The 18751-nt window shown below is 71.8% G+C and carries 20 protein-coding genes and 1 pseudogene; 14 read left to right on the top strand and 7 right to left on the bottom strand.

Annotated features, from left to right (window positions below):
• The coding region (locus FXF51_RS59800; protein ID WP_148443759.1) for an SMI1/KNR4 family protein at nt 1-210 on the bottom strand (210 nt) is incomplete at its 3' end.
• Nucleotides 211-272: 62 nt separating this feature from the next.
• Here FXF51_RS59800 and FXF51_RS63405 point away from each other — a divergent pair.
• Nucleotides 273-1736: pseudogene (locus tag FXF51_RS63405) on the top strand (BTAD domain-containing putative transcriptional regulator); the annotation flags it as partial.
• A gap of 1686 nt (nt 1737-3422) precedes the next feature.
• Here the strand turns inward: FXF51_RS63405 and FXF51_RS59790 are convergent.
• Both FXF51_RS59790 and FXF51_RS59785 read right to left on the bottom strand, forming a co-directional pair.
• Entirely contained in the window at nt 3423-4262 is an 840-nt protein-coding gene (locus FXF51_RS59790; protein ID WP_148443758.1) for an ABC transporter permease, read from the bottom strand.
• Nucleotides 4259-5242, bottom strand: coding sequence for an ATP-binding cassette domain-containing protein (locus FXF51_RS59785; protein WP_148443757.1), 984 nt, complete (start codon nt 5240-5242; stop codon nt 4259-4261). Before FXF51_RS59785 ends, FXF51_RS59790 begins: the two co-directional genes overlap by 4 nt.
• A gap of 237 nt (nt 5243-5479) precedes the next feature.
• Here FXF51_RS59785 and FXF51_RS59780 point away from each other — a divergent pair, with 237 nt between their 5' ends.
• The 3 genes from FXF51_RS59780 (at nt 5480) to FXF51_RS59770 (ending at nt 7830) form a co-directional block, all read left to right on the top strand.
• On the top strand, nt 5480-6190 hold the full coding sequence (locus FXF51_RS59780) for a hypothetical protein (protein ID WP_148443756.1): 711 nt from the start codon (nt 5480-5482) through the stop codon (nt 6188-6190).
• Nucleotides 6187-7536 (top strand): S8 family peptidase, encoded by a 1350-nt coding sequence (locus tag FXF51_RS59775; RefSeq protein WP_148443755.1) that lies wholly within the window; start codon nt 6187-6189, stop codon nt 7534-7536. The genes FXF51_RS59780 and FXF51_RS59775 overlap by 4 nt, the downstream gene beginning before the upstream one ends.
• Nucleotides 7537-7626: 90 nt before the next feature.
• The gene (locus FXF51_RS59770; RefSeq protein ID WP_411268448.1) at nt 7627-7830 is read left to right on the top strand and encodes a tetratricopeptide repeat protein; all 204 of its coding nucleotides are present in this window, start codon (nt 7627-7629) and stop codon (nt 7828-7830) included.
• Here FXF51_RS59770 and FXF51_RS59765 read toward each other — a convergent pair.
• Entirely contained in the window at nt 7825-8043 is a 219-nt protein-coding gene (locus FXF51_RS59765) for a hypothetical protein (RefSeq protein ID WP_148443753.1), read from the bottom strand. The genes FXF51_RS59770 and FXF51_RS59765 overlap by 6 nt on opposite strands.
• Before the next feature lie 146 nt (nt 8044-8189).
• Here FXF51_RS59765 and FXF51_RS59760 point away from each other — a divergent pair, with 146 nt between their 5' ends.
• The 4 genes from FXF51_RS59760 (at nt 8190) to FXF51_RS59745 (ending at nt 10965) form a co-directional block, all read left to right on the top strand.
• Nucleotides 8190-8942, top strand: coding sequence for a PAS domain S-box protein (locus FXF51_RS59760; RefSeq protein ID WP_148443752.1), 753 nt, complete (start codon nt 8190-8192; stop codon nt 8940-8942).
• Entirely contained in the window at nt 8932-9381 is a 450-nt protein-coding gene (locus FXF51_RS59755) for a hypothetical protein (protein WP_148443751.1), read from the top strand. Before FXF51_RS59760 ends, FXF51_RS59755 begins: the two co-directional genes overlap by 11 nt.
• Before the next feature lie 82 nt (nt 9382-9463).
• The gene (locus tag FXF51_RS59750) at nt 9464-10525 is read left to right on the top strand and encodes a DUF6745 domain-containing protein (protein ID WP_148443750.1); all 1062 of its coding nucleotides are present in this window, start codon (nt 9464-9466) and stop codon (nt 10523-10525) included.
• Nucleotides 10526-10536: 11 nt separating this feature from the next.
• On the top strand, nt 10537-10965 hold the full coding sequence (locus FXF51_RS59745) for a hypothetical protein (protein ID WP_222871992.1): 429 nt from the start codon (nt 10537-10539) through the stop codon (nt 10963-10965).
• On the opposite strand, the gene FXF51_RS59740 is transcribed toward FXF51_RS59745, so the two are convergent.
• From FXF51_RS59740 to FXF51_RS59730, 3 genes are all read right to left on the bottom strand, one after another.
• Nucleotides 10966-11949, bottom strand: a complete 984-nt coding sequence (locus FXF51_RS59740) for an LLM class flavin-dependent oxidoreductase (protein WP_148443748.1) — start codon at nt 11947-11949, stop codon at nt 10966-10968.
• A 67-nt stretch (nt 11950-12016) separates the two neighbouring features.
• Entirely contained in the window at nt 12017-13339 is a 1323-nt protein-coding gene (locus tag FXF51_RS59735; RefSeq protein WP_222871991.1) for a glycoside hydrolase family 6 protein, read from the bottom strand.
• A gap of 139 nt (nt 13340-13478) precedes the next feature.
• On the bottom strand, nt 13479-14039 hold the full coding sequence (locus FXF51_RS59730; RefSeq protein WP_148443747.1) for a TetR/AcrR family transcriptional regulator: 561 nt from the start codon (nt 14037-14039) through the stop codon (nt 13479-13481).
• Nucleotides 14040-14135: 96 nt separating this feature from the next.
• Here FXF51_RS59730 and FXF51_RS59725 point away from each other — a divergent pair, with 96 nt between their 5' ends.
• The 6 genes from FXF51_RS59725 (at nt 14136) to FXF51_RS59700 (ending at nt 18744) form a co-directional block, all read left to right on the top strand.
• Nucleotides 14136-15947, top strand: a complete 1812-nt coding sequence (locus tag FXF51_RS59725) for an MDR family MFS transporter (protein WP_148443746.1) — start codon at nt 14136-14138, stop codon at nt 15945-15947.
• Entirely contained in the window at nt 15944-16369 is a 426-nt protein-coding gene (locus FXF51_RS59720) for a hypothetical protein (RefSeq protein ID WP_148443745.1), read from the top strand. The genes FXF51_RS59725 and FXF51_RS59720 overlap by 4 nt, the downstream gene beginning before the upstream one ends.
• The gene (locus FXF51_RS59715; protein WP_148443744.1) at nt 16366-16602 is read left to right on the top strand and encodes an SPW repeat protein; all 237 of its coding nucleotides are present in this window, start codon (nt 16366-16368) and stop codon (nt 16600-16602) included. The genes FXF51_RS59720 and FXF51_RS59715 overlap by 4 nt, the downstream gene beginning before the upstream one ends.
• Nucleotides 16603-16615: 13 nt before the next feature.
• Complete coding sequence (locus tag FXF51_RS59710; RefSeq protein ID WP_187415202.1) at nt 16616-17092, top strand: universal stress protein; 477 nt, start codon at nt 16616-16618, stop codon at nt 17090-17092.
• A gap of 68 nt (nt 17093-17160) precedes the next feature.
• Nucleotides 17161-17889, top strand: a complete 729-nt coding sequence (locus FXF51_RS59705; RefSeq protein WP_187415201.1) for a M15 family metallopeptidase — start codon at nt 17161-17163, stop codon at nt 17887-17889.
• A 12-nt stretch (nt 17890-17901) separates the two neighbouring features.
• A complete protein-coding gene (locus FXF51_RS59700; RefSeq protein ID WP_148443742.1) occupies nt 17902-18744 on the top strand; it encodes an NUDIX hydrolase in 843 nt (280 codons plus the stop codon).
• Nucleotides 18745-18751 lie beyond the last annotated feature (7 nt).

The raw sequence follows: 18751 nt of genomic DNA, 5'->3' as shown, positions 1-18751 counted from the left end.
TCCGGCGCCGCCACGTCCCGCTTGCAGGAGGAAGGAGCGGTACTCGGCGGGAAGTGAGGTGCCGAGCTGGGTTTCCAGGTCGGCCAGCTCGCCGGCGGTCAGTGGCGGGTCGAGGCGCCAGCCGTGGTCGGCCGAGCCGAACACCTCGGTGGTGGTGGCGGACAGGCGCGCGAGCCGTTCTCGTACGTCCAGCCAGTCGGTCTGCGTCACGTCCGGCAGGATACAGAGATCATCACCGTCGCCTACCCGAGCCTCATCCGTAAGCTGAAGGGGTGTCCCCTGCTCTGATCCTGCTCGACGGCGTCCGCTGGCAGGGTGTGCGCGTGGTCGGTGATCGTGCGCACACCCTGCTGGCCGTGCTCGCCCTGCACGGTCGCGCGGGGGTCAGTGACGAGCGGCTGGTGGAGGAGTTGTGGCCGGAGGAGGCGCCGGCGAATCCGACGAAGGCGTTGCAGGTGGTGGTGTCCCGGACCAGGGCGGCGACCTGCGCTGACGTGGTGGAGCGGATCCCGCGCGGGTACCGGCTCGGGCTGCCTGCGGAGCAGGTGGACGCGTTGCTGCTGGGCGTGCTGGTGGAGCAGGCGCGGGCGGCGCTGGGCGAGGACGACGTGGCGGCGGCGCGCGCCCGTGCGGAGCTGGCCATGGGGCTCGTGGCGGGCGGCCCGGACGGCGCCGCGGGGCCGCTCGCGGAGCTGAAGGGCGTGGCCGTGAGGGGGGCGGCCGAGGCGCGGCGGGTGGCGGCGATCGCGCGCAGCCGCGGCGGCGCGCACGAGGGCGCGTTGCCGCTGCTGGAGGAGGTCGCCGGCGAGCGTCCGCATGACGAGGAGCTGCTGGCCTGCCTGCTGCGCAGCGAGGCGGCCGTGCGGGGCGCCGCCGCGGCGCTGGAGCGCTACGAGCGCTACCGCTCGGGTACGGTGGCCCGCCTGGGCGCCGAGCCCGGGCCCGAGCTGGCCCGCGTGTACGCCGAGCTGCTGGTCGCGGACCGGCCGGTGCGCGAGGGCATCCTGTTCGACGGCTCCTCGCTGCTGGGCCGCGACGACGACATCCGGGCGGTGCACGCGCTGCTGCGGACCCATCGGGTGGTGTCCATCATCGGCCCCGGCGGGCTGGGCAAGACCCGGCTGGCGCACGTGGTGGGCAGGAACGCCGCGCAGCCGGTCGCCCACTTCATCGAGCTGGTCGGCGTCTCGTCGCCGGAGGGCGTGGTGGGCGAGGTGGGCTCGGCGCTGGGGGTGCGGGACTCGGTGGGCGGGCGGCACGCGCTGACCGCCGAGCAGCGGGCGGACGTGCGCGCGCGAATCGCGCAGCAGCTCGACCAGGCTCCCGCGCTGCTGATCCTGGACAACTGCGAGCACGTGATCGAGGCCGTGGCGGACCTGGTCGGGTTCCTGACGGTGACGACGCGCGACCTGCGGGTGCTCACCACCTCGCGCGCCCCCTTGTCGATCCCCGCCGAACGCGCCTATCCGCTCGGCGAGCTGCCGGCGGGCGACGCCGTGGAGCTGTTCCGCCAGCGGGCCACGGCCGCCCGGCCGGGCGTGCGGATCGACGAGCGGGTGGTCGGGGAGGTCGTCTCGCGGCTCGACGGGCTGCCGCTGGCGATCGAGCTGGCCGCGGCCAAGGTGCGGGTCATGTCGGTGCAGGAGATCGCGCGGCGCCTGGCGGACCGGTTCGGGCTGCTGCGCGGCGGCAACCGGACGGCGCCCGACCGGCACCGCACGCTGCTCGCGGTGATCGACTGGTCGTGGAACCTGCTGGAGGAGCGGGAGCGGCGGGCGTTGCGCTGGTTGTCGCTGTTCGGCGACGGTTTCGCGCTGGAGGCGGCCGAGCAGGTGCTGGGCCCCGACGCGCTGTCCGCCCTGGACGCGCTGACGGAGCAGTCGATGCTGAGCGTCCGCGAGACGGCGTTCGGCCTGCGCTACCGCATGCTGGAGACGGTCAGGGAGTTCGGCCGGATGCGGCTGAGGGAGGCCGGCGAGGAGTCGCCCGCGAGGGCGGCGCAGCGCGCCTGGGCCACCCGGTACGCGCTGGAGCACGCCGCCGACCTGTTCAGCAGAGGGCAGTTCGCGGCGGCCGACGCGCTGCGCGCCGAGGAGGGTAACCTGGCCGACCTGCTCCGCCAGGCCCTCGGCGAGTCCGACCCGGTCACGACGGTCCAGTTGCTGGCCGGGATCGGCACGTTGTGGTCGATCCGCGGCGACCATCTGCGGATCATCGCCCACCGCGACGCGATCAACCAGGTGGTCACCGGCTGGTCGCCGCCGCCGGAGCTCGTCGAGGTGACCAGGGTCGCGCTGCTGGTCACGCTGATGAACATCCTGGTCGGCAACGACCGCCGCGACGACCCGCTGCGCGAGTTGCTGCGCGCGCTGCCGATGAGCGACGCCACGGACTCCCGCGTGGCGGCGATGGCCACGGTGGCGCTCGCCTGCCACACGGACGACGGCGCCGAGATGCACCGCCGGCTGGCCGAGCTGCGCCGCAGCGCCGACCCGGACGTGGCGCTGGCCGCGGCGCACTCGAGCGTGCACGTCCTGGAGAACGCGGGCGACATCCACGGCGCGATCGAGGCCGCCGAGTGGACGCTGGCGCACATCAGCGGGGAGGAGGGCCCGTGGTTCGTCGCGATCATCAACGCCGTGCTGGCCCACCTGCACATCCAGCTCGGCGAGCGCGGGCGGGCGGTCGGGCACGCGCGCGTCGCGATCCCGGTGCTCAGCCGGCTCGGCGCCGCCGACGACGAGACCCAGCTCAGGGCGGTGCTGCTGACCTCCGCGCTCGCCGACGGCGACCTGGACGCGGCGCAGGCGCAGCTGACCGTGATCGACCGGATCAACGAGAAGGAGGTCGTGCTCGGCGGGGTGGCGATGGTCTCGTTGTGCGCGGCCGAGATGGCGTACGCCAGGGGCGAGACGGCCGCCGCGCTGGCGGCCTACCGCAAGGCGGTCGAGCGGTCGCGGGATCTGCGCCTGCCGGGGCTGACGGCGTCGGAGTGCCCGCCGTGGGCGATCGTGGCGGAGGCGGTCACCTTGACGGCGTACGCCTACCACGCCCGCGAGGAGGAGGACCTGCGGTACGGCGAGGAGCTGTTCGCCACCGTGCTGGGCCGCGACGTGCTGACCGTCCACAACCCGGCCCTCGACTACCCGCTGTGCGGCTCGATGCTCTTCGGGCTGGGCGCCTGGGGGCTGCTGCGCGAGGTGATGACGCCGCATGACGCGATCAGGCTGCTGGTGCTGGCCGAGCGGTTCGCCTACAACGGCACCATGCCGAGCATGGCGTTCGACCGGATCGAGCGGCACGCGGAGCGGGCCGCGCCCGGCGAGCTCGCGGCTCTGCGGGAGCACTACGGCGACCGGCGCGGCTTCGACCTGCTCGACGAGGCGCGCGGTCTCGTCAAGCAGGTACGCGACGGGCTGCGGTCACAGGTGCCGCTTGTAGCTGCGCACCGACAGCGGCGCGAAGATCGCGATGACGATCAGGGACGCCAGGAGCGTCCAGGCCACCGCGCCGCTGACGGTCCCGGTGTTGGCGAGGTCGCGCGCGGCCGTGACGAGGTGTGAGACCGGGTTGACCCGCACGAACGCGGCCAGCCAGCCGGGCAGCGTCTCGACGGGCACGAACGCGTTCGACAGGAACGTCAGCGGGAACAGGATCATCATCGAGATGCCCTGGACGGCCTGGGCGCTGCGGGCGATCGTGCCGACGTAGGTGAAGACCCACGCCAGCGACCAGCCCGTGAAGATGGCCAGCAGGATCGCGGCGAGCACGCCGCCCGCCCCGCCGCCCGGCCGGTAGCCCATCACCAGGCCCATGCCGAAGGTCAGGGTTGCCGCGATCGTGTACCGCAGCAGGTCGGCCACCATCGGGCCGGCGAGCGGCGCGATACGGGCGATGGGCAGCGACTTGAACCGGTCGAAGACGCCCTTCTCCATGTCCTCGCGCAGTTGCGTGCCGGTGGCCATGCAGGTGGTCAGCACGGTCTGGGCGAGGATGCCGGGGATCATCAGCGGCAGGTAGCTCTGCACGTCGCCCGCGATGGCGCCGCCGAAGATGAAGGCGAACATGGCGGTGAACAGGATGGGCTGCAGGGCCACGTCGAAGAACTGCTCGGGGTTGCGGCGCATCTTCTTCAATGCCCGCCACGCCATCGTCAGGGTCTGGGCGACCGTCTCCCCGAGGGTGACGTGCCGCCGGGCGGCGGCCACGCGGTCGGCGGCCCGGACCGTCTCCCTGCCTGGCGCGATCATGGTGTCGGTCATCGGTCGTCCTCGTTCGTCTCGTGGCCGGTGAGGGCCAGGAACACCTCGTCCAGGCTGGGCTTGGCGACGCTCACCGAGGTGATCGACACCCCGGCCGTGCGTAGCGCGATCAGTACGTCCGCGGTCAGGTCGGCCTGGTCGAGCGCGACGTTCAGCCGTCCCTGCTCCGGACTGAGCACCGGCTCGGAGCCGAGCACGCGCCGCACGACCGCGACGGCGGCGGGCACTTCGCCGGGGTCGGTGAGCAGCAACTGGAGGGTGGAGTCGCCGACCGTGGTCTTCAGCTCGTCGGGGGTGCCCTCGGCGACCTTGCGGCCGTGGTCGATGACGGCGACGCGGTCGGCGAGCTGGTCGGCCTCGTCCAGGTACTGCGTGGTCAGCAGCACCGTGCAGCCGTCGGCGACGAGGCCGCGGATGGTGTCCCACATCTGGCCGCGGGTTCGCGGGTCGAGACCGGTGGTCGGCTCGTCGAGGAAGATCAGCGGGGGCCGGGTGATCAGGCTGGCGGCCAGGTCGAGGCGCCGCCGCATGCCGCCGGAGAACTGCGCGATCGGCTTGTCGGCGGCCTTCTCCAGGCCGAACTGGCCCAGCAGGTCGATGGCGATGCGCCGGGCGCGGGGCGCGGCGATGCCCTGGAGGCGGCTGAAGAGCCAGAGGTTCTCGCGGGCTGTCAGGTTCTCGTCGACGGAGGCGTACTGTCCGGTGACGCCGACGAGCTGGCGGATCACGTGCGGGTTGGCGGCCACGTCGACGCCGAAGATCTCGGCCTGGCCGGCGTCGATCGTCAGCAGGGTGGCCAGCATCCGCAGCGTGGTGGTCTTGCCGGCGCCGTTCGGGCCGAGGACGCCGAAGATCTCGCCGGGGCGCACCTCCAGGTCGATCCCGTCCACGGCCCGGTGCTCGCCGAACGATTTCGCCAGCCCCGCCGTGCGTACGGCCAGATCGGCGCCCCCGGTACGTCCGGGTTCTGCGATGTTCATGCGTTCACTGTGGGGGACGCCGGTTTCACGGCACCCTCACCGGGTTTCACCAGGTTGTCATCCCTGTAGGGTCAGAACGCTCAAATAGATCAAATGAGCCCAAAAGGAAGCACGACAGGAGAGACGATGGTGTACCCCCCGTCCGGCTCCGGGCCGGGGATATATCCCCCTCAACCGCCCCCGCACTGGCCCCCACAGCCACCGGCGCGCCCGCCACGGAGCCCGTGGCGGATCATCGTGGGGCTGGTCCTCGCGGGCATCGGCCTGCTGCCGCTGCTGGGCGGCGGCGCGCTCATCGCCAAGGCCTGGTCCAACAGCCGGCAGGTGATCCACAACCCGGAGTACAGCAAGCAGTTGTGGCGCAACGTGCCCGTCGAGACGCTGTTCCCCGCGCGGCTCGGCCGCGAGCACCCCGACAAGAGCTACCGCGACCCGAACGACGAACGCGGCTGGACCAGGGCCGCCGTCTCCTCCGGCACCTCCTGTGAGCAGGCGCTCTCCGGCGCGCTCGCCAGTGCCGCCGACAAGGGCGGCTGCGTCGCCGCCCTGCGCGCCACCTACCTGGACGACACCGGTGGAACCGCCGCCACCGTCGCCCTGATCGCCTTCCGCGACGACCAGTACCCCCGGCAGGGACTGCAGGACATTCTCAGCGAGGCGGACGACAAACCGGAGCACGTCGTACGCGCCCTCGCCGCGCCCGGCACCCAGTGGAAGGACGCCGCGCGCGCAGGGAACGGCGGCTGGGGCGTCGCGGGCACCCCCATGTACGTGGCCGTCACCACCGGCCCGGCCGACGGCCGCCGGGCGGGGAATCTGCCCCTGCCGTGGGGCAGGCGGGCCTACCCGCAGCAGGAGGACCGCGAGGCGTGGGCGCACACCGCACAGGGGCTCGCGGAGAGCCTCGGCACCCGCGTGGAGGCGGAGACCAGGAAGGTGGGACCGTGATCCGGAGCCTGACCCGCGCGGCCGTACTGCTCAGAGGGGTGACGATGCGCAGGCTGACCTGCGCGGCCGTACTGCTCAGAGGGGTGATGATGCGCAGGCTGACCTGCGCGGCCGTACTGGTCGCCGGGCTGGTCGCGGCCACCGCGGCCCCGGCCGTCGCCGAGGCGCCGAAGGGCTGGGAGCAGCAGGTCATGAACGTGCCCGCCGCGCAGCGCCTCGGACAGGGCAAGGGCGTCACGGTCGCGGTCCTGGACTCCGGGGTCATGCGCAACCATCCGGAGTTCCGCGGCCGGGTCACCACCGGCACCGACTTCATCGGCGGCGGCGCCAAGCCGGGCCAGTCGTACTGGGGCGACCACGGCACCGCCATGGCCTCCAGCGTGCTGCGCGTCGCTCCCCAGGCCAAGGTGCTCGACGTCCGGGTGCTCTGGGACAAGGAGGACCCGGCGCGCAAGCGGGCCGAGCAGGCCGCCGAGTCGCGCGGCCCCGCCGACGAGCAGAGCCTGAAGGCGGCCGCCGCGCTGGCCAACGGCATCCGGTACGCCGCCGACAAGGGCGCCCGGGTGATCTCCCTGTCCCTCGGCAGCGACGAGTGGAGCCTGGGCAGCGACTACGACGAGCTCACCGCGGCGGCCGTCGACTACGCCCTCGGCAAGGGGGTCGTCCTGCTGGCCAGCGCCGGCAACGGCGGATCCACCGACCCGCTGGAGGTGGACGCGAACAACGTCGTCTCCTACCCGGCGGCGTACCCGGGCGTGATCGGGGTGGCGGCGATGGGGCCCGACGGCTCGCGGGCGCAGTTCTCGCAGGTGCACACGTACAACACGATCGCCGCGCCCGGCGTGGACATCTACGCCGCCGACAACGGCGGCGGCTACGAGATGGGGGACGGCACCTCGCCCGCCTGCGCGCTCGCGGCGGGCACCGTGGCGCTGATGTTGTCCCGCCAGCCCGACCTGACGCCCCGGCAGGTGCGCGACATCCTCGTGCGGACCGCGCGGAAGCCGGCGGGCGGCTACAACGTGCTGCTCGGCTTCGGGCTGATCGACGCGGCGGCGGCCGTGAAGGCGGCGGGCTCCGCCAAGGCCGCCAAGACCGAGGCGGCGCCGTACAAGGGGGAGGAGTACTTCGGTGACGGGCCCGCCGCCCCGCCGACCACCAACCCGCCGATCGACATGTCGTACGTGGCCGTGGGCGGTGCGGCGGCGGCGGTGGGCCTGCTGTTCCTGCTGGGCGCGGCGCTGGTCATGCGCAGGCCACGGGCCCGCCGCGCGCCGACGCCACCCCCGCCACCACCGGGCGGGCCGTACATGGGCGGGCCGCCGATGGGCGGTTATCCGGCCTGACCCGAGTCACACCCTGCTCCTGCGGCTCAACAGGCGCGCGGACGAGGCGGTGACCCTCGACAGCCAGGCGCTGGAGGCCTCGACCGGCGGCTGACCCGCGACCACCACGTCACCCTGACCTGCGCGATCAACCTCGCCGGCGACCTGGCGGCGATGGGCGAGCACGAGGCGGAGTCACTCAAGGCCGACACGCTCCAGCGCTACATCCGCGTGCTGGGCCCCGGACATCCCGACGTCGACGTGGCGGAGCAGCGACGGCGCCTCGACTTCGACTTCGACCCGCCGGTGCTATGACATCGCTGCTACACGCTGCTGGTCCTCCAGGAGGTCGACGACGGTTTCCACGTCGTTGGCGCTCACGGTCTGGTGCAGCCCCTTGAGGATGTCGGCGTCGTCGAGCCGGACTCCGCGCCTGGTCGCGTAGAGAACGCCCTCGTCGCTGAAGAAGAAGGACCAGTCGGGGAACGCGGTGCGGAGCGCTTCTACGTCGTAACCCACTGTAGTCATGCGGTCACTCTAACCAGCCTTCCCAGGCCGGTCCACCCTACGAAAACAGGTCATCTGGGAACGGTGCCACATACAGGGAGTCACGGTAGGTGCGCGCTCCATCTAACCAGCCGCAAAAACTAACTATATGCATTAATCTAACGACCGTGAGTAACCGAAATCTCACCCGCGTCCTGCACCGCATCGGCCGCCGCGGCGCCTCGCTCGCGTTCGTGGGCCTGCTGTGTTTAGCCATCGCGGCTTCCCTGGCGTTCCCCCCTGCCGAGCAGCGGGCCTCCCCCGGCTACACCGCGCTCGCCGCCATCGCCCCCCTTGGCGCCTGGGCGCTGGCCTGGTGCGCCACCGGAGCGTTGTGCCTGGTGCAGATGTTCCTGCGCTCGGACCGCATCGCCTTCGCGGCCGCCACGGCCCTGCTCCTGCTGTACGGCCTGGTGTACCTGATCTCGACCTTCAACGGCGACAACCCGCGCGGCTGGGTCGGCGCGGCGGTCTGGCTGGCGTTCGGCGGCTGGATCGCGCTGATCGCGACCTGGCCCGAGGCCGTCGCGGCCGACCGGGCGACGGGCGGCGCGGCGGTCGTCGTCGCCGACGCCGACGGGCTCATCCAGTCGTGGAACCCGCAGGCGGCGAAGCTGTTCGGCTGGAGCACCGAGGAGGCGGTCGGCCGGCCACTGACGATCCTCATGCCGCCGCGCCTGCGCCACCATCACGTCGAGGGCCTGGCCAGGGTCCGCGTCACCGGCTCGTCCAAGCTGGCGGGCCGCATCATCCCGCTGGTCGGGCTGCGGCGTGACGGCAGTGAGTTCCCCATCGCGTTGACCGTCAACGCCTGGCACAGCGACGACGGCATCGCCTACACCGGCGTCATCAGGCCCCTGCGAGGCGGCGATGCTGACTGACATCCTCATCCAGGTGGCGATCGGCGCCGTTCCGCTCGGGGTGGCCTACCTGGCCTTCCGCTCGGCCACCGACGCCAACAAGAAGACCCACCAGACCGCGCTGCTCCAGGTGGAGCGGCAGGCGGAGCTGGAGCGGTCCAAGGTGGACGCCGAGGCCTTCCTCCGCGCCAAGACGATCTACGAGGACGCCCTCGACCAGCTGGAGAAACAGCTCACCCGCATGCAGAGCCAGGCCTCACAGGTGAGCTCCGACCTGGCGGAGGAGCAGACCGCCTCCACGGCCATGCGCGACCAGATCCGCCGCCTTCAGGCGCAGATCCGGGCGCTCGACCGCACGGTGGTCTCGCTGCGCACCCAGCTCCTGGCGGCGGGCCTGTCACCGGCGCCGGCCTCGGAGACCACCGGGCCCTACCAGCTCCGGCACCCGCAGCAGGAGTGACGGGCGGTGGACAGCGGCCGGGCCCGTCTGCCACCATCGTTCGTATGATCATGCGAAGGGAGGGCGCCACCGCCCTGGATCGGTGAGCGCTCACGCGCAGCGGGAAGCTGCCGAGATCCGCGAGCAATGGCTGGGCCGAGCGCTTTCGACGCTGCCCGCCGACCATCCGGCCGCCGAGGCGGCCATCTCCTGCCTGTACCACCTCATCGGGCTGCCGCCGCCGCGCTTCCACTGGGTCGCCTCACCCCTCACGGCGCTGGCGACCGTGCCGCCGGGGCTCGGCCCGGCGCAGAGCCTGGAGCAGGTGCACGACTGGCCGCTGCCGTCCCGGCTCATCGCGCTCAAGGACGAGCTGCGCCGGGGCGTCGACGCCAAGGTGCGCGGGCTGCAACAGCCGCTCGACCAGCTCATCCGCAGCGAGGTGCAGGCGCCGCTGCTGCACAGCAGCCACGCCTGTCTCCTCCGGGTGCTCCCGACGGCTCGCAACAGGAACACCTGGTACGACAGTCAGCTCGTCTCCTGGATCGCCCACTACGACGCCCTGCGCCGGGTCGCCGGGGTGGTGTTCACCGCCGAGCAGCTCCGGCAGTGGACGTTGTGGGCGACGGTGGCGGCCTCCTGCCACTGGTGGTGGCCGGCCGAGCACGTGTGCGTCGTCTCCGAACGGCCCGTCGCCCTGCACACGGAGCCGGCGGGCGGCGACGGCCAGGTGCGGCTGCACCACGCTGACGGCCCCGCCGTGCGCTACGCCGACGGCTGGTCCCTGTACTCGTGGCACGGCATCCGCGTGCCCGACTGGGTGATCACCGATCCGGCCGTCGAACGCATCACGGCCGAGACCAACGTCGAGGTCAGGCGGTGCGCCATCGAGCGGATCGGCTGGCCGTCGTACGTCGAGCGGGCCGGGCTGAGGCTGGTCGGCACGGCGCCCGACCCCGGCAACCCCGGCTCCGAGCTGCGGCTCTACGACATGCGGCGGGAGACGAAGGTGCTCATAGCGGTGAACGGCTCCGTCGAGCGCGACGGCCGGCGCCGCCGGTACGGGCTGACCGTGCCCGGCCACCTCACCGACCCGCTCGCCGCCGCCGGCTGGACGTACGGGCTGTCCGCCGAGCAGTACTCCAGACTCCTGCGCAGAACCTGAAGGTGATGACCATGACCATGACCCTTGCCGAGCTCACCAGCCGAACCGGGCTCACCGTGCTCGACCACCTCGAACAGTCCGTCAGCGTCCCCGTGCTCGACGGCCTGCAGGCCCAGGGCGACCTGATCGTCATCCCGCTGCCCCTCCCGGACGTCTCCGAGTGGGACGCCGGGTGGCGGCCCGTGCCCGCCGAGGGCATCGAGCTGCTGCGCGGCGCCGCCGGCGGCAACCCGCACACGCTCGTCGCCGAGCCCGGCACCTGCCGCTGGACCAGGCGCGTGCACGACGGGCCGGGGCTGGCGATCGGCGTGTTCGACGCCGTCGCACCCGTCTACCTGCTGCATCCCGAGCACGGGGGCTCCGGCTGCGCGCCGGGCAGGTACGTGGTGCGGCGGCAGCGCGAACACGAGGGCGGCTACGCCCGGCTGGTGGCGGACTGACTACCCGTCAATGGCCACGTCGGCGAGCAGTTCGGCCGAGCGCATCCAGGCCTTCCTGTCGGGCGCCGCGAACGCCACGATCAGCTCGTCGGCCCCTGCGTGCTCGGCGAACCGCTCCACGTACGCCTTGACCTCGGCGGGGTTCCCGACGGCCGAGTACTTGGCCATCTGCACGAGCTGCTGCCCGGCCGGAGAGTCGAGGATCATGTCGGCCTCCTCGGTGGTGAACGTGCGGCCCCGCCCGAGGAACCTGCTCACCCTGAGCCGCTTGGAGGCCAGGAACTGCTCCTCGGCCTCCTCGGTGGTCTCGGCCGCGATCACGTTCAGCGCGGCGATCACGTACGGCTCGGCGAGCTGCTCCGACGGCTTGAACTCCTGCCGGTAGACCGCGACGGCCTCCTCCAGCGCGGTGGGCGCGAAGTGGGAGGCGAACGCGTACGGCAGGCCGAGCATGGCGGCGAGCTGGGCGCCGAACAGGGAGGAGCCGAGGATGTAGAGCGGCACGTCCGTGCCCTTGCCCGGCGTGGCGTGCACGCCGGGGATGCGGGTCTGGCCGGTCAGGTATCCCTGGAGCTCCAGCACGTCCTGCGGGAAGGTGTCGGCGGCGGCGGGGGTGCGGCGCAGCGCGCGCATCGTGTTCTGGTCGCTGCCGGGCGCCCGGCCGAGCCCGAGGTCGATGCGCCCCGGGTGCAGCGTCTCCAGCGTGCCGAACTGCTCGGCGATGGTCAGCGGGGAGTGGTTGGGCAGCATGACGCCGCCCGCTCCCAGGCGGATCGTCCGGGTGTGGGCGGCGACGTGGGCGATGAGCACGCTCGTGGCCGAGGAGGCGATGCTGTCCATGTTGTGGTGCTCGGCGTACCAGACGCGCCGGTAGCCCAGCTCCTCGGCCCGCTGGGCGAGGGCGACGCTGGCGGCGAAACTGTCCGCCGCCGTCTCGCCCTCGCCGATGTGCGCCAGATCAAGGATGGACAGCGGCAGAGCCATGGGTTCGCGCCTTTCGCAGATGCGGTTCGACCTGGCAGTGGACAACAGCCGCGAAAGGCGCGTTATTTCATGAGGCGGTACAGGTCACCGTGGCGGGGGTTCCGGACTGCCCGTTGACGAGGAAGCCGAAGGTGGTGCTCGCCCCGGCTGCCAGCGTGCCGTTCCAGTTGAGGTTGGTGACGCTGACGGCGCCGCTCGTGCCGGACAGGGTGCCGTTCCAGAGCTGCGAGATGGTCTGGCCGCCCGGCACCGTCCAGGCGACCCGCCAGCCGCTCGTCTGCGCCGAGCCGGTGTTCTTCACGGTGACCTCGCCCTGGTAGCCACCCGACCACTGGCTCGCCACCTTGTACGTGGCGCTGCACCCACCGGGGCCCGTCGTCGGTGTCACGGTCGGTGTCACCGTCGGGGTGACCGTCGGCGTGGAGGTGCCGCCCGCCGCCACGGCCAGGTCGTACGCGCGCTGCGGCACGAACTGCCCTGCGCCGGCGATGCAGCCGTCGGCCTCGCCAGGAGGCTTGACCCACAGATAGGCGTCGATGGCGGAGTCGCCCGTCTCCGTGGTGCTCCAGATGCCGGTGGCGCGGCCCGACGGGTCGCACCACTCGCTGCCGGCCGGGCCGTTGCCGTTGCGGCTGGTGTCGATGACCGCCTTCAGCCTGGACACGCCGGTCGCCGCGATGATGCTCTTCGCGTACGACACCAGGCCGGGCGTGGCGCGGTAGTTGGAGGTGTTGACCGCCAGGCCGTCGGCGCTGTTGGCCACGTCCGCGCCGACCAGCCTGGAGGCGGCCTCCGAAGCGGACAGCCAGCCGTCGTGGCCGATGTCGAAGTACACCTTGGCCTGCGACGACGCCTGCTTGAACCTCTTGCCCGCGTAGGCCATGGAGGCCTTCACCTGGGCCTGCTCGGAGGCGTTCATGCAGTTCGTCATGATGGCCAGGGCGTCGGGTTCGAGGACGATGGAGGCGGGCCTGCCCGCCAGGCCCGCCGCGATCTCGTCGATCCAGGCGCGGTAGGCCGTGTGGTCGGGCGCGCCGCCCGCGCTGGGGCCGCCGCAGTCGCGGTTCGGCATCGCGTACACGGCCATGATCGGGATCTTGCCCGCCGCGGCGGCGGCACCGACGTAGGCGTCCACCTGGCCGCGCACGGTCGAGGGGTTGTACGTGGCGAACCAGCGGCCCTGCGGCACGGCGGCGACGCGGTCCCTGATCACGGGGGTGCGGCTGTCGTTCGGGTTGGCGGCCACCCACTTGGCGGCGTTGGTCTGCGGATCCACGTAGAAAGCGGAGTCGGCGGCCTGCGCGCTGGGGGTGACCAGGACGACCGCGCCGGCCGCGGCCATGGCGGCCGCCGTGACGAGCACCGCCAACATGGGCCTTCTGCGAGACATGTGGATAACTCCATCCGTCGAGTGGGAGCGCTCCCACGGGCATCTCGGATGCTAGGTAGCCCTCCGGGGCCCGACAAAGACATCGGATCGTTCTCCACACCGCTCCCGCAGGTCAGTGCCCTGATCAGCGGTGAAACTTTCAACCGGCCAGGCACGCCTCGAATACGGCGGTCAGCCTGTCCACGTCGGCGGGGGTGGGCTCCTCGGGGCCGACGCGGCGGCGCATCGCGCCGATGCCCAGCACGACCGACACGGCCATGCGGGCGCGCCCGTGCGCGTCGGGGCCGGTCAGGATGGCCTCCAGCGGGCTGAGCACCGCCGTGAGCAGGCGTTCCCTGGCCGCCGCTCGAACCTCCGGATGGTAGGCCGAACGTTCGAGGGTGCGCAGGATCGGGCTCTCGGGCGGGTGCTGCATGCGCTGGGCGGCGTACTCCGCCAGCCGTCGAGGCAGCTCCTCTGGACGGCCCGTGAACAGCTCGCCGAAGGTCGGCTCACCCTGGAGCACCGCGGCGAACAGCCCGGCCTTCGACCCGAAGTAGCGGCCCACCAGGGCGATGTTGGCCTCCGCCGCGGCGGCGATCATGCGGACGGTCACCTGCTCATAGCCCTGCTCGCCGAACAGGGTGCGGGCCGCTTGCAGGATGCGCTCCCGGGTGGCCTCACGGTCGCGCGGCCTGGCCTCAGTCACCTGGGGGTTCATGCCCGCACTCTACTGAACGCACACCCACTTACCGCGCGGCTAGTAAACATGCGTATACTCAAGTCGGATAAAACTGTAAGAAGGGGATGTTGTGTCTTGGTAGCCCAGGCGCAGGCCGCGTCCCCCACGAAGCAGCGGACCTACACCCACCGCGAGATCCTCGAGGTCATGTCCGGGCTCATGCTCGCGATGCTCACGTCGATGATCTCGACTTCCGTGGTGGGCACCGCGCTGCCGACGATCGTGGGGGAGCTAGGCGGTCAGGACCAGTACTCATGGGTCGCGAGCGCGACCATGCTGACGATGACGGTCTCCACACCGCTGTGGGGCAAGCTGTCCGACCTGTTCGGGCGCAAGCTGCTCTTCCAGACGGCTCTGGGGCTGTTCGTCGCGGCGTCGCTCGTGGCGGGCCTGTCGCAGGACATGGGGCAGCTCATCGCGGCGCGTGCCGTGCAGGGCCTGGGTGTGGGCGGTTTGTCGGCACTGGCCCAGGTGATCCTGGGAGACATCGTCTCCCCCCGCGAGCGTGGCCGCTACTCCGGCTACATGGGAGCCGTCTTCGGCATCTCCACGGTCGCGGGCCCGCTGCTGGGCGGCTTCATCGTGGACGCCGACTGGCTCGGCTGGCGCTGGTGCTTCTACGTGGTGGTGCCGTTCGCGCTGGTGGCCTTCATCGTGATCCAGAAGGTCCTGAAGCTGCCGAAGATCAGGCGCAGCACCTCGATCGACATCTGGGGCGCCACGACGATCACGGCCAGCGCCAGCTCGCTGATGCTGCTGCTGACGCTGGGCGGCAACGAGTTCGAGTGGAACTCCGGCTGGACCTACTTCCTGGGCGCGGTCGCCCTGCTCTCGCTGGCCCTCGCGGTGCTGTCGGAGCGGACCGCGCGCAACCCGATCCTGCCGCCGCGCCTGTTCCGCAACCCCACGTTCGTGCTGACCAGCCTCGCCTCCCTGTTCGTCGGCATGGCGATGTTCGGCGCGATGATCTACCTGCCGCAGTACCTGCAGATCGTCAAGGGGCTCAGCCCGACCGCCTCGGGTCTGATGACGCTGCCCATGGTGGTGGCGCTGTTCCTGGCCGGCGTGATCTCCGGCAAGATCGTCACCCAGACCGGCAAGTGGAAGATCTTCCCGGTCGCGGGCCTGCTCATCGTGGCCATCGGCCTGTTCCTGCTGTCCCGGCTGCACGTGGACTCCAGCGAGTGGCTCATCGGCTTCGACGTGGCGGTGCTGGGCATCGGGCTCGGCCTGTCCATGCAGATGCTCATCCTGGCCGCGCAGAACGGCTCCGAGCTGCGTGACATGGCCTCGACCACGTCCGGCGTGTCGTTCTTCAGGTCGCTGGGCGGCGCGGTCGGCGTGGCCGCGTTCGGCGCCATCCTGACCAGCCGGCTCAAGGACGAGATCGCCGAGATGGTGAAGGCCGCGGGCATCAACATGGCCGGCGGCGGCGAGGTCAAGCTCGGCAGCCCCGACGCCATCCAGATGCTGCCCGAGCCGATCAAGAACATCGTGCTGGAGGCGTTCACCCGGGGCCTGGAGACCGTGTTCCTGGTGGGCGTGCCCATCGCCCTGCTCGGCTTCCTGGCCACGCTCTTCCTCAAGGAGCTGCCGCTGCGCGGGGCGAGCGTGCCGGCGGCTCCCGAGGCCAAGCCGCTCAGCAAGGACGACCTCGTCCTGGCCGGGCTGCTGCTGGAGCTCATCGCGCAGCGGATCGAGCGCGTGAACGGCGAACGCTCCGCGCTGCTGACCGCCGTCGCCAAGATGGCGCCGCCTGACGACCGCTCAGAGCGCGAGCGGGCGAGATCGGTCGTGCAGAACGTGCTGCGGCCCACCTCGCGCGCTCTGATCTCGCAGGCCACGCCCCCACAGAAAGACCTCGTCACAGGAGGAATCTCGCAATGATTCGCAAGTTCGTGGGCGCCGTCGCGGCGGCCCTGGCCGTGCTGGCCGGGCTGTGGCTGATGATCGCGCCCTTCGCCCTCGGCACCCAGCCCGAGGACGCCGACTGGGCGAACGCCACCCAGTCCGAGTTCTTCACCGGCCTCGGGGTGGCCGTCGTGGGGCTCGTCGGCGCGATCGCCTTCGTGCTGGCCATCCAGGAGGAGTTGGTCGTGCGCGGTCTCATCGCGCCGAAGCAGCGCCCCGAGCCGGAGCCCGAGCCCGTGCCGGTGGCCGCCGCGCCGCAGGCCTCGTCCGCCGAGCTGGCCAGCCTGCTCGCGCCGCTCGTCGAGGCGCTGCGTGAGGACCTGCACCAGACCTCGCGCACCGGCGAGCACCGGCAGAACGGCAAGACCCCCCTGGTCGGAGTGGAGGAGAACCGATGAAGGCGAAACTGGGCGTGGGCGCTCTGGTCGTGCTGTTCCTCGCCGGCCTCTGGCTGGTGGCGTCGCCGTTCGCGGTCGGCTACCAGCCGCGGGGCGAGGAGTACCTGGACGCGACGGTCAACGATCTGTGGGTCGGCGGCGGCATCGCCGCGCTCTCGTTCGTCGCCCTCGTGATCTACGCGGCCGACGCCCTGCGTGACCTGGCCCACCGCGGCAAGCACGCCGACTCCTGACGCGAGTCATGCCGTGTCCGGCAGTGGCATCGACCCGCAGTGGGAGCCTGTGGCAGGCCGGCTCCCCGCAGGGCGGTTCGAGATCGGCAAGGACGGCGCCGGCCTGCTCGTCGTGGGATTCGACGGATCGGGCCCGAGCCGCAACGCGCTCGCGTACGCGGCCGGGCTCGCCAGGCGCGACGACGCCGCGCTGCTCATCGCGTTCGTGGAGTCGCTGAACAGCGCCTCCCTGTGGTTCTTCGCCGGGTCGCCGATCATCCCCGACTCGGCGTCGGACCTGGCCGGGGAGCTGCACGACGAGCTGCGCGGCGCCGGGGTGCCGTGGCAGTTCGTCAGCCTGCGCGGCGATCCGGCCAGGGCACTGGAGACGCTGGCCGACTCGCACATGGCCGACGGGATCGTGGTCGGTCGCTCCCGCTCGCCCTGGCGCGGGTCGGTGGCGGCCCACCTGGCCAAACGCTCCCACCGCACGGTGCTGATCGTGCCCTGATCTCCTGTACGCGCGACGCGTCCGCCAATAGCCGTCTGACCTGGCCGGACGTCGCATATGGTGGCCAGATGAGACGTGCTGCAGCCTTGGCGCTCGTGGTGCTCGGAGCCGTTTCGTGCGGCGCGGGAGAGCCGTCCGCCGCGCCCGCGCCCGCGACGTCCGCTCCGGACCAGGAAGTGCTCACCGAATCGCCTGCGCCCGCACCGGCGACGCCCTCTTCCACCGGCCCGCCCGCCTTCAGCTCGAAGGTCTCGCGGGTCACCCGTGACCAGCTCCCCTACTCCTGGCGCCCCGGCTGCCCGGTCCACTACCGGGACCTGCGGCTGGTGACGCTGACGTACTGGGGCTTCGACGACAAGCCGCACACCGGCGAGCTGGTGGTGCGCGAGACGGTCACCGACGACATCGAGACGGTGTTCAAGAAGCTCTACGACTGGCGCTGGCCGATCAAGCAGATGAAGCTGGTGGACGCCTTCAAGGCGGACGACTTCGACTCCATCGAGGCCAACAACACCTCGGCCTTCAACTGCCGCCAGGCGACGGGGTCGAGCAACTGGTCGAATCACGCGTACGGGGAGGCAATAGACATCAATCCCCGCGAGAACCCATATGTCACCGCAAGTGGCAGCACTGCACACCAAAACGCCAAGAAGTTCACCGAACGTCCAATGGACGGTAAAGGTGTCATTAATCCTGGCGACAAGGTCGTCAAGGCCTTCGCCAAGGTGGGCTGGGAGTGGGGCGGCTACTGGTCGGGGGCCAAGGACTACCAGCATTTCTCCAAGGGCGGAGGCTGAGAGAATTGCCCCATGGCGGCTAAGGACGGCGACGGGTGGACCGAATGCGGTCAGGGCCACCGGCACTGGGGGGTGCACGGCGCCTCGGGGCTGCTCGTCGTCCATCATGACGAGGCCGGTGTGCCGTACGTGCTCATGCAGAAGCGTTCCTGGTGGAGCCACCACGGCGGCACCTGGGGGCTGCCCGGCGGAGCCCGCGACAGCCACGAGGACGCCGTCGCCAGCGCGCTGCGCGAGGCCCGCGAGGAGGCCGCGCTGGCCGGCGACGGCCTGCGCGTGCAGGGCGTCTACCTCGACGACCACGGCGGGTGGGCGTTCGAGACGGTGATCGCCGAATCGGCCGAGCTGCTGGCCGCGGCGCCCGCCAACCGCGAGAGCACCGAGCTGCGCTGGCTGGCGCTACCCGAGATCACCTCACGCAGGCTGCATCCGGGGTTCGCGGCGACCTGGAGCGAGATCCAGGGCGCGATCAGGCCGGAGACGGTCGTGCTGGACGTGGCCAACATCGTCGGCGCCCGGGCCGAGCGCGGCTGGTGGAACGACCGCCTGGGGGCGGCGACGCGGCTGCTGTGCGACGTCGCGGGGCTGCGGCTGACGCATCCCGTGCTGGCGCAGTGGTATCCGCGGATGGTGGCGGTCGTGGAGGGCGCCGCGAGGAGCGCGCCCGCCGTGGAGGGCATCCAGGTGGTCGCGGCCACCGGCAGCGGCGACGACGCGACCGTGGACGTCGTCCGCCAGGTCAAGCCGTGGGAGCGGGTGCTCGTGGTCACCGCCGACAGGGCGCTGAAGGAGCGGGTCGTCCGGCTGGGCGCCGAGACCGCGGGCCCGAGGTGGCTGCTGTCTCAGCTCGGCTAGAGCCCTG

This window comes from Nonomuraea sp. PA05, from assembly GCF_008086045.1.
GTDB lineage: Bacteria > Actinomycetota > Actinomycetes > Streptosporangiales > Streptosporangiaceae > Nonomuraea > Nonomuraea monospora.
Note: the sequence above shows the minus strand (reverse complement) of the source record. Positions and strands in the feature narration are given on the sequence as shown.

Bases quoted from the DNA above. Each gene is read 5' to 3' on its own strand.
- FXF51_RS59790 (WP_148443758.1), bottom strand. From the start codon at position 4,262: ATGACCGACACCATGATCGCGCCAGGCAGGGAGACGGTCCGGGCCGCC.
- FXF51_RS59785 (WP_148443757.1), bottom strand. From the start codon at position 5,242: ATGAACATCGCAGAACCCGGACGTACCGGGGGCGCCGATCTGGCCGTA.
- FXF51_RS59765 (WP_148443753.1), bottom strand. From the start codon at position 8,043: ATGACTACAGTGGGTTACGACGTAGAAGCGCTCCGCACCGCGTTCCCC.
- FXF51_RS59755 (WP_148443751.1), top strand. From the start codon at position 8,932: ATGCTGACTGACATCCTCATCCAGGTGGCGATCGGCGCCGTTCCGCTC.
- FXF51_RS59745 (WP_222871992.1), top strand. From the start codon at position 10,537: ATGACCATGACCCTTGCCGAGCTCACCAGCCGAACCGGGCTCACCGTG.
- FXF51_RS59740 (WP_148443748.1), bottom strand. From the start codon at position 11,949: ATGGCTCTGCCGCTGTCCATCCTTGATCTGGCGCACATCGGCGAGGGC.
- FXF51_RS59735 (WP_222871991.1), bottom strand. From the start codon at position 13,339: ATGTCTCGCAGAAGGCCCATGTTGGCGGTGCTCGTCACGGCGGCCGCC.
- FXF51_RS59730 (WP_148443747.1), bottom strand. From the start codon at position 14,039: ATGAACCCCCAGGTGACTGAGGCCAGGCCGCGCGACCGTGAGGCCACC.
- FXF51_RS59720 (WP_148443745.1), top strand. From the start codon at position 15,944: ATGATTCGCAAGTTCGTGGGCGCCGTCGCGGCGGCCCTGGCCGTGCTG.
- FXF51_RS59715 (WP_148443744.1), top strand. From the start codon at position 16,366: ATGAAGGCGAAACTGGGCGTGGGCGCTCTGGTCGTGCTGTTCCTCGCC.
- FXF51_RS59705 (WP_187415201.1), top strand. From the start codon at position 17,161: ATGAGACGTGCTGCAGCCTTGGCGCTCGTGGTGCTCGGAGCCGTTTCG.
- FXF51_RS59700 (WP_148443742.1), top strand. From the start codon at position 17,902: ATGGCGGCTAAGGACGGCGACGGGTGGACCGAATGCGGTCAGGGCCAC.